Raw genomic sequence first — 14,229 nt, forward strand, 5'->3', positions numbered from 1 at the left:
CCCCCCGCCCGGCACTTTATTCCGGGTCCTGCTACAAAATTATGCCCGGGGCGGGCCCTGCGCGGCCCCCCCCCCGCGAAAGGCAGCTGCGCGCCTGCTTGCCGCCGTCATTGACGCGAAAACGCCGCTCGACGGGCTGACCGACCATGAAAACGGCCATCCACAATACAAGGCGCTCGACCTGCGCGACCGCGCCTTGGTGCGCGCCATTCTGGTCACCGCCCTGCGCTACCGCATGACCATATCAGGCCTTTTGGCCCGTCGCCTGGAAAAGCCGCTGCCGCCCAACGCCACGGCGCTTTCGCACATTTTGCATGTGGCGGCAGCGCAGATCCTGTTCCTCGATGTTCCCGACAGCGCCGCCGTCGACCTCGCCGTGACACACGCCAAGTCCGATCCGCGCACGGCGCGCTTTTCCGGCCTCGTCAACGGCGTGCTGCGCACGCTGGCGCGGGCCAAGCAGGACGAGCTCGCGGCAGCACTTGCCGCTACCGACGAGGCGCCAAAATGGTTTTCCGACCGTTTGAAAACGGTCTACGGCCTCGACAAGGCCAGGCAGATACTGCTCGCCCATCGCCATGAGGCACCGGTCGATTTCTCGGTCAAGTCGGACCCGGCGCTGTGGGCCGAACGGCTCGGCGGCTTTGTCTTGCCGACCGGCACGGTGCGGGTGGAAAAGCTCAGCGCTTCCGTGACCGAACTGCCCGGCTTTGGGGAAGGCGCCTGGTGGGTTCAGGATGCAGCGGCCAGCCTGCCGGCCCGGCTGTTCGGCGACATCAATGGTTTGCGAATCGCCGACCTCTGTGCCGCGCCGGGCGGCAAGACCGCCCAGCTGATCCTCGCCGGCGCCCACGTCACCGCGCTCGACATGTCCAAAACGCGGCTGGCACGGCTGACGCAGAACCTCGAACGGCTCGGTCTGGCCGCCGAGATCGTCCAGGCCGATCTGCTCAAATACGAGCCGAAGGACCTCTTCGACGCCGTCCTCCTCGACCCACCATGCTCTTCGACCGGCACGGTGCGGCGGCATCCCGACGTTCCCTGGACGAAGACGGCGGCCGACGTCGAAAAACTGGCCGACCTGCAACGCCGGCTGCTTGCCCGCGCCGTCACCCTGGTCAAGCCTGGTGGACGCATCGTCTTTTCCAACTGTTCGCTCGATCCGCTGGAAGGCGAAGAGCTCTATCGCGACTTTCTCGCCGGCAATGCGGAGATTGTCGACGACCCGCTTCGGCCGGGTGAGATCGCCGGCATCGACCCGTTTCTGACGCCGCAAGGCACGTTGCGCACCACGCCTGCCGATCTGGAGCTAGGCTCGCCGGGCCGCTCCGGGCTGGACGGCTTCTTCGCCGCCCGCATGCGCAGAGCCGGCTAAGGGCCGATCTTGAAGCGCCGTCCGGCTTCATGGGGCGAGGAGGCATGGAAAACAGGCTGAACGGCCCCACTGCCGCGGAATTCGCCTTCGCACAAGTTCTTGAATCATATAAACTTGTGCTTGGGTGAGGACGATCAGGAGGGGTTTTGGCAATCGCTGCCGGTAACACGACGCGTCTTTGGACGCTTGTCGCGAGGGAGTTCTGGCGCAAGACGCGCCGGCGCTTGCGCGCCGGGCCACTCTATCGCTGGCGCTACTCAGGCCGCACGCCGGAGCGCGTCCTGATCGCCCCACCGGACCTGCGGCTCGCCGATCCTCAGATCGCGCTCGAGATCTATTACGGCCGCTATCCGCTTTCGGGGCATCTGGTCGAGACCGGCGGCAAATCGCCCTTCCAGATCGACGTGCCCAATCCCGGCTGGCAAAAAACGCTGCATGGCTTTCGCTGGCTGCGCCATATGCGTGCCGCCGGTACCGAGCTCGCCGCCGCCAACGCGCGGGCGTTGGTTTCCGACTGGATTGCAATCCATGGCAGCCATATTTCCGGCGTCGCCTGGGAGCCCGGCACGACGGCCAAGCGTGTCATTGCCTGGCTGCAGCATTCCTCGATCGTGTTGCAGGGCGCCGAATTTCCGTTCTACCGCGCGTTCTTGAAATCGCTCGCCGTCCAGATCCGCTATCTGCGCGCCATGGTGCGCGAGATGCCGGACGGCAAGGACAGGCTGCGCGCCCGCATTGCGCTGGCCTTTGCCGCTTTGTCGCTGCCGGCGCCGGCCTCGGCGCTACGCGGTGCTACCCGCAATCTCGCCGAGGAGCTCGACCGCCAGATCCTGCCTGACGGCGGCCATATCTCGCGTAATCCGATGACCGTGCTTGAAATCCTCGCCGACCTTCTGCCGTTGCGCCAGACATACGCCAATCAGGCCGAGACGCCGCCGGCCGCCCTGATCGGCGCCATCGACCGGATGCTGCCGGCACTGCGCTTCTTTCGCCATCAGGACGGCAGCCTTGCCCGCTTCAACGGCATGGGCGCCACCATTCACGACCGTATCGCCAGCATCCTGCATCACGACGACACCGCCGGCGCACCGTTGCTGCACGCGCCGCATTCGGGTTATGAGCGCCTGTCGATGGGCGGTGTCACTGTGATCGCCGATACCGGCCCGCCGCCCCCCGTCGACGTATCCAATGCCGCTCACGCCGGATGCCTCGCCTTCGAATTGTCGTCGGGCCGCCAGCACTATATCGTCAACGCCGGAATAGATACTTATGGCGCCGCCGAGTTCCGGCCGCTTGCCCGCGCCACCGCCGCCCACTCGACCGCCACCATCAACGACACGTCGTCGGCGCGCTTCAATCACTCCTTGCGCGTCAACGACCTGCTCGGCACGCCTTTGATCGGCGGACCGCAGCATGTACCTTGCAAGCGCACCGACCAGAAGGGCAGCCAGGGCTTCATCGCCCGCCATGACGGCTATGTGGCGCGCTTCGGCTTCCTGCATGAGCGCGAGCTGAAATTATCGACCGAAGGCAATGTGTTTGCCGGCAGGGACCGTTTCCTGCGCCCGGGCGGCGCTTCTATCCGCAACAATGGACGTGACTTCGTCACGGTGCGTTTCCATGTCCATCCCGATATAAGCCTGCTCCAGGATGAGCATGACCGTCTGGTGCTGGCCGCCGACCATGCCGACACCTGGGTGTTTACCTCTACCGAAGTGGTGCCAGAGGTCGAGGAATCGATCTATTTCGCAGGGCTTGGCGGCCCGCGCCGCAGCCGCCAGATCGTGCTTGCGTTCAAGGCCTCGGAAATTGCCGAGGTCCACTGGCAATTGACGCGCACCATCATCGCCGGCCGTCCGGAAAAAGCTGAAGCCGGTGGCAACGGCAGACACTGATCAAGTCTTGCGGCTTGATTTCCGGGCCTCATATGCTACGGCCCGCGGACGCTCTCCAACCAGAACTGGAAAGGCCGCCAGCCCATGGCCGTCGCCGCCAAGAACATTCCCGCGCCCGACCTTGTACCCATCCGTCGCGCGCTCCTTTCCGTCTTTGATAAGACCGGCCTGATCGATTTCGCCAGGGCGCTGGCTTCGGCCGGCGTCGAGCTAGTCTCGACCGGCGGCACCGCAAGGGCCCTTGCCGAGGCGGGCATGGCGGTGCGCGACGTGTCCGAGCTCACCGGCTTTCCCGAGATCATGGACGGCCGCGTTAAGACGCTGCACCCGTCGGTGCATGGCGCACTGCTTGGCGTGCGCGACGATCCCGAGCACGCCGCAGCGATGCGCGACCACGGCATCGAGCCGATCGATCTCGTCGTCTCCAATCTCTATCCGTTCGAAGAGGTGCGTCGCTCCGGCGCCGACTACGCGGCGATCGTCGAGAACATCGACATCGGCGGCCCGGCGATGATCCGTGCCTCGGCCAAGAACCACGCCTATGTCGGCATCGTCACCGATCCCGATGACTATGCCTCGGTGCTCAACGCGCTGGAGATGAATTTCGGGTCGTTGTCGCTGGATTTCCGCAAGAAGCTGGCAGCCAAGGCCTTTGCCCGCACCGCCACCTACGATGCGGCGATCTCGGGATGGTTCGCCGAGGCGCTTGAGATCGAGCATCCGACATGGCGCGCCTTCGGCGGCAAGCTGCAGTCGGTGATGCGCTATGGCGAAAACCCGCATCAGGGCGCCGGCTTCTATGTCAACGGCGACAGGCGGCCGGGCGTCGCCACGGCGCGCCAGCTTCAGGGCAAGCAGCTTTCCTACAACAACATCAACGACACCGACGCTGCCTTCGAGCTGGTCGGCGAGTTCGACCCGTCGCGCTCCGCAGCAATTGCCATCATCAAGCACGCCAACCCGTGCGGCGTCGCTGAGGACGCTTCGCTGCAGGCGGCCTATGCCAAGGCGCTGGCCTGCGACCCGGTCTCGGCCTTCGGCGGCATCGTCGCCATGAACCGCATCCTCGATGCCGGAACCGCCGAAGAGATCGTCAAGACCTTTACCGAAGTGATCATCGCACCGGAGGCGTCCGAAGAAGCAGTCCGCATCATTGCCGCCAAGAAGAACCTACGCCTGCTGGTCACCGGCGGCCTGCCCGACCCGCGCGCGGCGGGCCTTGGCTTGAAATCGGTTGCCGGCGGTTTGCTGGTCCAGGGCCGCGACAACGCGGTGGTGGATGACCTCGAGCTGAAAGTGGTGACCAGGCGCGCTCCGACGCCGGCCGAATTGGCCGATCTGAAATTCGCTTTTCGCGTGGCAAAGCACGTCAAGTCGAACGCCATCGTCTATGCCAGGGATGGCGCTACAGTCGGCATCGGCGCCGGCCAGATGAGCCGGGTCGATTCCTCGCGCATCGCGGCGCGCAAGGCGCTCGACGCGGCCGAGGCTGCCGGCCTGACGGAGCCTTTGACCAGGGGCTCGGTCGTCGCCTCGGATGCCTTTTTCCCGTTCGCGGACGGGCTTTTGTCGGCAATCGAAGCCGGCGCCACCGCCGTCATCCAGCCCGGCGGCTCGATGCGCGACGACGATGTCATCGCCGCCGCCGACGCTCACGGCATTGCCATGGTCTTCACCGGAGTGAGGCATTTCCGGCATTGAACGCGTTACCCTCCCGCTGTGGGAGAAGGCAAGAGCAGCTCACTCCGCCGGCCGATCTGCCGGATAGGGCGTGCCGATCAGGATCGCCATGCCGGCGCCAAGGAACAGCACGATCGCCGCCATGCCGAGCCGCGCCGAGCCGCTGGCCAGGGTGATCGTGGCCACCATGAAGGGTGCGGCAAAACTGGTTGCCCGGCCGGCCAGCGCATAGATGCCGAAATAGCGGCCCGATTCGGCAGCGGAGACGCTGCGCGCCATGTAGGAGCGCGACGATGCCTGCACCGGGCCGAAAGCAAGCCCGATCAGCAGGCCGTAGAAAATGTAGGCTTTTTCCGCCGCCGTGCCGAACAATCCGCCACCATCCAGTCCGGGCATCACCCAGGCGCCGAACAGCGTATAGCCCGGTCCGGTCGAAACGATGCCGATCGTGGCAATGCTCAGCATGACCAGCGAAATCATCACTATGGTCTTGGAACCCAGCGCTGTGTCGAGGCGTGCGGCAACCAGGCAGCCGACGATGGCAACGACGTTGAGGATGATGCCGAACAGGCCGATCTCGGTAATCGACCAATGGAACATTGCCGCCGCAAACGTTCCGCCCAGCGCCAGCAGTGCATTGACGCCGTCCTGATAGATCATACGGGCGACGAGAAAGCGAAAAATGCCGCTGCGCTTGCGCACTTCGGCCAGCGTCGACTTCAGTTCCGACAGGCCTTCGCGCACCGCCGGCCCGATTGGAATGCCTTTGATCGCATCAGGCGTGAAGAAGAACATCGGCAGGATGAACAGGAAATACCAGCCCGCCGACAACGGCCCGGTAGCGCGCGCGTCCTCGCCGAGCCTGGGGTCGAGGCCGAAGATCGGGTCGAGCCCAACGACGGTCTTGCCGGTTTCAGGCGAGCCGGCCATGACGGTAACGACGAAGATCAGTGCGATCATGCCGCCGAGATAGCCGAGTCCCCAGGCCATGTTCGAGATCCTGCCGATGTCGCTCTTCGGCACCAGGCGGGGCATCATCGAATCATTGAACACGGTCGAGAATTCCGCCGCGACCGACGCCAGCGAGAACAACGCCACGACCAGAAAAAGATCAGAGCCGGGCGCGGCAAACCACAGCAGGGTGAGGCAGGTGATCTTGACCGCGGCGAAGAAGGCTATCCACGGTTTGCGTGGTCCGGTCTGATCGGCGATCGAGCCGAGGACCGGCGACAAAACGGCAATGACGAGGCCGGCGGCGGCAATGCCGTAGCCCCAGGCCGCTTGCCCGGTCTCCGGATTGCTGGCCATACGCGAGACGAAATAAGGACCGAAGATGAAGGTGGTAACGACCGTGAAAAACGGCTGTGCCGCCCAGTCGAACAGCATCCATCCCCAGATGCCGCGTCCCGATGCCCGCTGCACTGCCATCTCAGCCATGTCCCTCCGCTGGAGCTTGCTCCATGCCGATCGAATCGGAATGATGCTCCGTCTTCTTGTTGAGCACGATCTTGTCCAAAAGCCGATCGTCACTTTTTGGGATCATGGTCCGGCGCCCCCCAAAGCAGCGCGCCGTTTGCTCTATAGCGCGGTTCTTGCCGGCAATCCCGCGCGATATGGAAGACGTCTCACAGCTGCGTCAGATCACTCATCAGGCCGGATGCCACCGACAGCCGCGACACGGTGATGTCGCCGCCCTCGGTCAGAGCCTGCAACCGCTCGCGGATGCGTCCGACCCGTTCGCCGCCGGCCTCCAACCATGCCGTCACCGGATCCGCCGCCTCGGCATGGCCGGTCAGCGCCGCCACCGCGATGCCGCGCCTGGCCGCGCCGATCGTGTCGGTGGCGCGGGAAAGCGCCAGTTGATCGTAATAATCCGAGGGCGTGATCGAGCGCGCCGCATCTTCGACGCGCGGGATGCGGAAGACATCGCTGACTGCAAAAAACGCCTTGGCGGCAGCGACGATGCCGGCATTTGCCGTCCGCGCCGTCAGCGCTATGTCGGGGATGAGTTCCGCCACATCGGTCAACGCCAGTTGCTCGGCAAGGCTCTCGGGCGCGCCGCCCTTCGACAGGCTGTGCCGCCGCTCCTCGATCCGCTCGCGCGAGAAGGCCGGCAGCAGCGAAACGAGCTTCGGCTCCAGCGCCTTGCGCGCATCCTGCAACTCGGCAATCCGCTGCCCGAGCAGTGCAGTGTCGGCATCGTTCTTCAGGTACCAGCCGCTGGTCACATAGATCAGCCGGCTGACCGCCTGATAGAGGTCGAGCTGGATCTGTCCGTCGATCTGGTTGTCGAGCGCGTCGATCTGGCGATAGAGCGCCGGCAGTGCAAAGCCATCCCGCACCACGGCGAAGGTGCGCACGACATCGGCGGCACTGCGCCCGGTCGCTTCCTGCAGCCTGTTGACGAAGGACGGGCCGCCGCGATTGACCAGATCATTGGCGACGACACGGGCGATGATCTCGCGGCGCAGGCGATGGCCGTGGATTTCCGCCGCATATTTCTTTGCCATGCCGTCGGGAAAGTAACCCATCAGGTCGCGGTCGAAATGCGGATCGTCCGGCACGTCGCTGGCGACGATATCGGAAAACAGCACGATCTTGGCATAGGCAAGCAGCACGCCGAGCTCGGCCCGGGTGAGCGGCTCGCCGCGCGCTTCGCGCTCGGCAACAGCCGCCGGCGACGGCAGCGTCTCGACGGCACGGTCGAGCAGCCCGCGCGCCTCGAGCGCCTCCATGAAGCGGCTCTGATGGGCAATGTCGGCAAGGCCGCGCTTGCGAGCAAGGGACAGCGCCAGCGTCTGCTGGTAATTGTTGGACAGCACCAGGGCGCTGACCTCGTCGGTCATCTCGGCCAGCAATTTGTTGCGCGACGGCCGCGTCAGCGATCCCTTTCGCATGGCGGAAGCCAGCGCGATCTTGATGTTGACCTCGACGTCTGAGCAGTTCACGCCGCCCGAATTGTCGATCGCATCTGAGTTGCAGCGGCCGCCATTCAATCCGAATTCGATGCGCGCCCGCTGCGTGACGCCGAGATTGGCGCCTTCACCGATGACCTTGGCACGCAGGTCGAGCGCGGTGATGCGGATCGCGTCATTGGCACGGTCGCCGACGTCCTGGTTGGTCTCGCCCGATGCCCTGACATAGGTGCCGATGCCGCCGAACCACAAAAGATCTGCCGGCGCCTTGAGGATGGCACTCATGATCTCGACCGGCGTGGCCGTTGTCTTGCCGAGGCCGATAGCTGCAGCCGCGGCGGCCGGCAAGGTGATCGACTTCTGGCTGCGCGAGACGATGATGCCGCCTTCGGACAGCTTCGTCTTGTCGTAATCCTGCCAGCTTGAGCGGGCGAGAGCGAACATACGCCGGCGCTCGGCCATCGAAGCCGCCATGTCGGGATCGGGATCGATGAAGATGTCGCGATGATCGAAGGCGGCGATCAGCCGGGTCTGCTCCGACAGCAGCATGCCGTTGCCGAACACGTCACCTGACATGTCGCCAACGCCGATGGCGGTGAACGGCGTGGTTTGGATGTCGCGGTTCATCTCGCGGAAATGCCGCTTGACCGCTTCCCAGGCGCCCTTGGCGGTGATGCCCATCTTCTTGTGGTCGTAGCCGGCCGAACCGCCGCTGGCGAAAGCGTCGTCGAGCCAGAAGCCGTGCCTTTCGCTGATGGCGTTGGCGATGTCCGAGAAGGTCGCCGTGCCCTTGTCCGCGGCGACGACGAAATACGGATCATCCTGATCGCGCCGCACGACGCCGGCTGGCGGGATGACGCCGTCCAGCCCGATATTGTCGGTGATCGACAACAGGCTGGAAACGTAATTCTTGTAGGCGGCCGTGCCGGCCTCGAAAATTGCGTCGCGCCCGGCGCTCATCGGCAGCTTTTTCGGGTAGAAGCCGCCCTTGGCGCCAACCGGCACGATCACCGCATTCTTGACCTGCTGTGCCTTGACCAGGCCGAGCACCTCGGTGCGATAGTCCTGCGCACGGTCCGACCAGCGCAGGCCGCCACGCGCGACCGGGCCGAAGCGCAGATGCACACCCTCGACCTCGGAGCCGTAGACGAAGATCTCCCGCCATGGCCGCGGCGCCGGCAGCCCGTCGACCGATTGCGAATCGAGCTTGATCGCCAGCGATTGGCCTTTCTGTTTCGTATCGGAAACGAAATGATTGGTGCGCAGCGAGGCTTCGATCAGGTTCAGATAACGGCGGATGATGGTGTCGTCGTCAATGTTGGGAACGTCTTCCAGCGCATCCGTGATCTTGGCTTTCAGATGTTTGGCCTGAACGACGCCTTCCGTCTCGGCCGTCGGGCTGAGGCGGGCGACAAACAGCGCATGCAGGCCGCGGGCGATCTCGGGATAACGGTTGAGTGCGGCGGCGATGAAATCCTGGCTCTGCGGGATGCCGGCCTGCTGCAGATAGCGGCCATAGGCGCGCAGGACGGTGATCTCGCCCGACCACAGGCCGGCGGTCTGGGCAAGGCCGTTATAGCCGTCATTGTCGACATCGCCGCGCCAGACGGAAAGGAACGCATCCTCGAACAGCGCGCCGCCATTGCCGAGGTCGATCGGCCTGCCGTAGCTGTTCTCGAGTTCCATGTCGTGGATGAAGACCATGCCGGATTGAATGTCGCCGACCTCGAAAGTGCGCTCGCTGATGACGCGGAAACCGATGTTTTCCAGCACGGGCACGCGCCGCGACAGCGCCACCGGGCTGCCATGGTGATAGATCTTCAGCGCCGCCTGATGCGGCTTCTGGACGGTGTGACGGTAATAGTCGATGGCGATCGGATTTGACGCATCGAGCTTGGCGATGCGCCTGGCGTCGGCAAGCGCCACGGCCGGCGGAAAACTGTCGCGATAACTTTCCGAAAAACGCGAGGCGATGGCCGTGAGTCTCGCATCGGCGCCGGTCTCTGTCGCGGTCTCGCGCAGTGCATCGTCCCAGGTCCGTACGATGTCGCGGATCGCCGCCTCGATCGTCGCCTGCTCGACCTTCGGCGTCTTGCCGCCGGAGCGGCCGATGATGAAATGGACGCGCGCCAGCCCGCCTTCCGGGAAGGCCGGATAATAGGCCGACAGCCGGCCTTCGAAGACGGTCTTCAGATAGGTGCCGATCTTCTCGCGCACGACGCTGTCGTAGCGGTCGCGCGGCACGAAGACGAGCACGGAGACGAAGCGGTCGAACTGGTCGACACGCACCAATGCCCTGACGCGCGGTCGCTCGATCAAGCCCAGTATGGCTTCGGCATGCTTGCGCAGGATCGGCACCGGAACCTGGAACAGCTCGTCGCGCGGATAGCTCTCCAGCACGTTGATCAAAGCTTTGCCGGAATGGTCGCTTGGATTGAAGCCGGATTTGGCAATGACGGTTTCCGCCTTCGAGCGCAGGTAGGGGATCTTCATCACCGAGCGCGTATAGGCAGTCGAGGTGAACAGGCCGACGATACGGAGCTCGCCTGAAAGCACGCCTTTGCCGGTGTAGGTCTTGACGCCAATGTAGTCGAGGTAGATGCGGCGGTGCACCGATGACTTGGCGTTGGCCTTGGTGACGATCAGCGGTTCCGGCCCATGCAGGAAGGCACGGATTTCCGGCGTCGTGCTCACCGCTTCGGTGCCGCGCCTGAGCACCAGCACGTCGGGATCGGAAAGGATGCCGAGGCCGGGCTTTTCGGCGCGCTCGAGCATGCCGCTCGTCTCGCCGCCGGTGTAGTTGAATTCGCGCATGCCGAGAAAGGTGAAATTGTCGTCGCGCAGCCATTCGAGGAAGGCGATCGCCTCGGTGACATGGGCCTTGTCGAGCGGCACTGGCGAGTAGCGGAATTCCGAGATCGCCTGGTCGAGGCGGGCAAGCATCGGCTTCCAGTCGGTGACGGCGGCTCGCACCTGGCCGAGCAGCTTCGTCAGGCGTGCGGCCAGGCCTTCGGCCTGCTCGGCCGAAAGGCGGCCGATATGGACATGGATGACGCTCAGTCGGTCATGGCTGTGGTCGCCCTTGGCATAACCGCCATCGCCGAGGATTTCCTCGACGCCGTTCTTGCCGTGCCTGACGACTATGACCGGATGGGTAACCAGCAGCGGCTCGCCGGCGCTTTCTGTAATCTCGCCGAGGACGGAATCGAACAGGAACGGCATGTTGTCGTTGACGACGGTGATCACCGTCATCGGCCGGCGCTGGCGGACGACACCGGAATCAACGTCTATAGCAACGACGCAGTCGTCCTTCTTGTGCCTGGCCACTGCGCGGCCGGCGAGTTCGGCAGCGCGTTCGAGATCGATGACGTCGTAGGCGGCGACATCTTCGGCCGGAGCTCGGGCCAGCAAGTAGTCGGCAAGCCTGCCGGGCTTTTCGCCACCCGCGGCTTCACCCCTCGTCACGCCGGCTTTTTTCAACCGGCTCGCTGACTTTACGCTGGCCATGAGTCCCTCCCGTCACATGTTTTTGCGGCTATGCTAACAGATGACGGGTATTTGGCGACAAAGGTTTGACGGCTTGCGACGAAATGTCGAAATTCACCGGCAGCCTGGCGAAAACGAGGAGAAATCCGCCATGACGGAGAAAATTACCGCGCTTGACCTGGCACCGGCGGAGCTGAGCGACGCGACCAAGGCCTATTTCGCCAAGTGCCGGGAGAAGCTCGGCCTCGTTCCCAATGTGCTGCTCGCCTATGCCTTCGACGAGAAGAAGCTGCGCGCTTTCACCGACATGTACAATGATTTGATGCTGGGTGAATCCGGCCTGTCGAAACTCGAGCGCGAGATGATCGCGGTGGCCGTCTCGTCGATCAACCATTGCTACTATTGCCTGGTCGCGCATGGCGCGGCGGTGCGCCAGCTTTCCGGCGACCCGGCCTTCGGCGAGATGATGGTGATGAATTTTCGCGCCGCCGAGCTGTCGGACAGGCAACGCGCCATGCTCGAATTCGCGGTGAAGCTGACCGGGCAGCCGGCAAAGATCGTCGAAGCGGACCGGGCGGCGCTGCGGCAAGTCGGCTTTTCCGACCGCGACATCTGGGACGTCGCCTCGACCGCGGCGTTCTTCAACATGTCGAACCGGCTGGCATCGGCAATCGACATGCGGCCGAACGATGAATACCATGCGATGGCGCGATAGGCACCGCCGTTGCGAGCCAACCACACATTATATTAGCTACTTCGCATTCTCGTTGCTTGTTTGCCGGTTTGGTCCGATGATCGGCATGCGGCATGACCGCATGCCGGTTCGATGCCGCCGATCAAAGGAGGAGAACATGGCGAAATTTCTCTACGTCTATCACGGCTCGGGCAAGATGCCGACCGAGGAGGCCGAACGGAAGGCAGCGATGGATGCCTGGAACGGCTGGTACGGCAAGCTTGGCTCAGCCGTGGTCGACGGTGGCAATCCAGTCGGCATGTCGAAGACCCTGCTGCCCGGCGGCAAGGTCGAGAACAATGGCGGTAGCAATCCGACCGCCGGTTACACCATCATCGAAGCGAAAGACATCGACGATGCCGTCGGCAAAGCCAAGGATTGTCCTATCCTGACGGACCCGGGTTTCAGCGTCGAGATTGCGCCGATAATCGAAATGGGTTGACGCGCCGGCTCAGGACCGCGCCGCGATAGCCGCCGCAGCGCCGGCCATGGTTCCGGCGCTGACGCGGTTGGCGATCTTCATCGCCCGCTTGCTTTTGAGCAGCTTGCGCGCCTGTGATGCGGCGAGCACCCAGGTCAAATCGATAGCGACCAGGACAACGGCCATGGTCGCGGTCAGCTCGACCCAGCCGATCATGCTGACCGAACCGAGGTCGATGATGGTCGGCAGCAGCGCCAGGTAGAACATCATGATCTTCGGGTTGCCGAGCGTCACCGCCATGCCGGCAAAGAACAGCTTGACGGGCGAATCTTCGCGCGGCAGCGAACCTTCTTTTGCCTCGACCGGCGCCGTCCACATCTTCCAGGCCAGCCAGGCGAGATAAGCAACGCCAACCCATTTCACGACGACAAAGGCAAAATGGAACGTCTGCGCCACCACGGCGAGGCCAAACACCGCCAGGGACAGCCAGATCGCTTCGCCGATCCACATCGCAAGCAGGAACGGAAACACGTCGCGAAACCCTTTCGAGATGACCCGCGCCACAAGAGCGGCGATCGATGGGCCGGGCGAGCCGGCTGCAACAAGCAGGGCGCCGGCAAAAATCAGCAGCGACGTGAAATGCATGACGCGGTCTCGTTTGACATGTTTGGGTCGTTCAACATAACCCAACTGTTCCGGCGACGGTAGCGTCTACCGAAAGAAGGCTTGTCGGCCAGGCACCTCACGGCTAGAGATGTCGTTCCGAAATCCTTTCCGAGCTTCACTTTGCCTACGTAACCGCCGGTCTCGTCAACTCCCCCAACACAGAGCAGGGCGTCGCAGTCGCGATGCCTGTTTTCACATCATGTGTTCCTCGGGTGGCGGTTCGAGACCGGTTTGGCACTGCTGAACCGCTGTCGCGCATAACCACCCGCGACACCTGATTTCCAACTGCCGCAGTCTCTCGCCACGCCGTGCCCGCAAGGGTTCTCGATATCGCCGATCTGACGAACTTCCCGACGGGAAGGGCTTTTCGGCATGCCTTCGATATTGCGTATCCGCTGGGCGATCACATCCAAGACCGCACCTCGACCTCACCTCAACTGCAATCGCTGCGGCGGCCTGAAAGCCTATCGCTGCAGCGGCAAATTCCGGGTCAATGCCAACGGCAAGCGCATTGACGCCTGGTTGATCTACCGCTGCATCGACTGCGACAATTCCTGGAATTTCGGCATTCTGGAGCGCTCAAGCCGCCGCGATATCGAACCGGCAATATTGCAGGCGCTCGAAAGCAATGATCCGGTCCTGGCGCGGCGCCATGCTTTCGATGTTGCCGCATTGCGAAGCAGGATCGGGCGCGTCGAGGCGTTTCCTGAAGCCATCGTTCATAAGCAGGTGCTCGGGGACAGGCCGGAAAATACCAGCGCTCTCGAACTTCAGCTCTGGCTCGAAATGCCGACAACGCTGCGGCTCGACCGGTTGCTCGCCAACGAACTCGGTGTCTCGCGATCGCGGCTACAGGTTTGGGAAGAGAAGCGATTGCTGGTCATTGGTCCGGACGGGGGCAAAGCCTTGCGCAAGCCGGCTCGAACGGGAACGACGATCCGCGTCTATCTCGTCGGCGAGCCCGACCGGGAAGCCATCATCTCGGCTGCCGGCGGATGAAACAACGAGGGAAGGGAGCACACGAGTGCTCCCTTCCCTCGTTGTTGTAGACTACAAGA

General features: G+C 63.7%; 9 protein-coding genes. 6 read left to right on the forward strand and 3 right to left on the reverse strand.

Annotation, left to right across the window (positions count from 1 at the left end; translation table 11 throughout):
- Positions 1–28: 28 nt before the first annotated feature.
- From NKI54_RS24840 to purH, 3 genes are all read left to right on the forward strand, one after another.
- Positions 29–1,375 (forward strand): RsmB/NOP family class I SAM-dependent RNA methyltransferase, encoded by a 1,347-nt coding sequence (locus tag NKI54_RS24840; protein WP_352692619.1) that lies wholly within the window; start codon positions 29–31, stop codon positions 1,373–1,375.
- Positions 1,376–1,521: 146 nt separating this feature from the next.
- Positions 1,522–3,270, forward strand: a complete 1,749-nt coding sequence (locus NKI54_RS24845) for a heparinase II/III family protein (protein WP_023678121.1) — start codon at positions 1,522–1,524, stop codon at positions 3,268–3,270.
- A gap of 84 nt (positions 3,271–3,354) precedes the next feature.
- On the forward strand, positions 3,355–4,971 hold the full coding sequence (gene purH / locus NKI54_RS24850; protein WP_023678122.1) for a bifunctional phosphoribosylaminoimidazolecarboxamide formyltransferase/IMP cyclohydrolase: 1,617 nt from the start codon (positions 3,355–3,357) through the stop codon (positions 4,969–4,971).
- Between the two features lie 39 nt (positions 4,972–5,010).
- Here purH and NKI54_RS24855 read toward each other — a convergent pair whose 3' ends face one another.
- Together NKI54_RS24855 and NKI54_RS24860 are read right to left on the reverse strand one after the other, a co-directional pair.
- Positions 5,011–6,387 carry an MFS transporter gene (locus NKI54_RS24855; RefSeq protein ID WP_023678123.1) on the reverse strand — a complete coding sequence of 459 codons (1,377 nt, stop codon included), beginning with the start codon at positions 6,385–6,387 and terminating at the stop codon, positions 5,011–5,013.
- Positions 6,388–6,575: 188 nt separating this feature from the next.
- The gene (locus NKI54_RS24860; protein ID WP_352594378.1) at positions 6,576–11,372 is read right to left on the reverse strand and encodes an NAD-glutamate dehydrogenase; all 4,797 of its coding nucleotides are present in this window, start codon (positions 11,370–11,372) and stop codon (positions 6,576–6,578) included.
- 130 nt (positions 11,373–11,502) lie between these two features.
- Between NKI54_RS24860 and NKI54_RS24865 the strand changes: the two genes are divergently transcribed.
- Positions 11,503–12,066: a peroxidase-related enzyme gene (locus NKI54_RS24865; RefSeq protein WP_023678125.1), complete on the forward strand. Its 564-nt coding sequence runs from the start codon at positions 11,503–11,505 to the stop codon at positions 12,064–12,066.
- 136 nt (positions 12,067–12,202) lie between these two features.
- A complete protein-coding gene (locus NKI54_RS24870; RefSeq protein ID WP_023678126.1) occupies positions 12,203–12,526 on the forward strand; it encodes a YciI family protein in 324 nt (107 codons plus the stop codon).
- Between the two features lie 9 nt (positions 12,527–12,535).
- Here NKI54_RS24870 and NKI54_RS24875 read toward each other — a convergent pair whose 3' ends face one another.
- Positions 12,536–13,150, reverse strand: coding sequence for a LysE family translocator (locus NKI54_RS24875; RefSeq protein ID WP_352623030.1), 615 nt, complete (start codon positions 13,148–13,150; stop codon positions 12,536–12,538).
- A 393-nt stretch (positions 13,151–13,543) separates the two neighbouring features.
- Between NKI54_RS24875 and NKI54_RS24880 the strand changes: the two genes are divergently transcribed.
- Positions 13,544–14,170: a DUF1062 domain-containing protein gene (locus tag NKI54_RS24880; RefSeq protein ID WP_352692607.1), complete on the forward strand. Its 627-nt coding sequence runs from the start codon at positions 13,544–13,546 to the stop codon at positions 14,168–14,170.
- Positions 14,171–14,229: the final 59 nt, after the last annotated feature.

The organism is Mesorhizobium sp. M0663, assembly GCF_040320585.1.
Lineage (GTDB): Bacteria > Pseudomonadota > Alphaproteobacteria > Rhizobiales > Rhizobiaceae > Mesorhizobium.

Bases quoted from the DNA above. Each gene is read 5' to 3' on its own strand.
- NKI54_RS24860 (WP_352594378.1), bottom strand. From the start codon at position 11,372: ATGGCCAGCGTAAAGTCAGCGAGCCGGTTGAAAAAAGCCGGCGTGACG.
- NKI54_RS24855 (WP_023678123.1), bottom strand. From the start codon at position 6,387: ATGGCTGAGATGGCAGTGCAGCGGGCATCGGGACGCGGCATCTGGGGA.
- purH (WP_023678122.1), top strand. From the start codon at position 3,355: ATGGCCGTCGCCGCCAAGAACATTCCCGCGCCCGACCTTGTACCCATC.
- NKI54_RS24870 (WP_023678126.1), top strand. From the start codon at position 12,203: ATGGCGAAATTTCTCTACGTCTATCACGGCTCGGGCAAGATGCCGACC.
- NKI54_RS24865 (WP_023678125.1), top strand. From the start codon at position 11,503: ATGACGGAGAAAATTACCGCGCTTGACCTGGCACCGGCGGAGCTGAGC.
- NKI54_RS24875 (WP_352623030.1), bottom strand. From the start codon at position 13,150: ATGCATTTCACGTCGCTGCTGATTTTTGCCGGCGCCCTGCTTGTTGCA.
- NKI54_RS24880 (WP_352692607.1), top strand. From the start codon at position 13,544: ATGCCTTCGATATTGCGTATCCGCTGGGCGATCACATCCAAGACCGCA.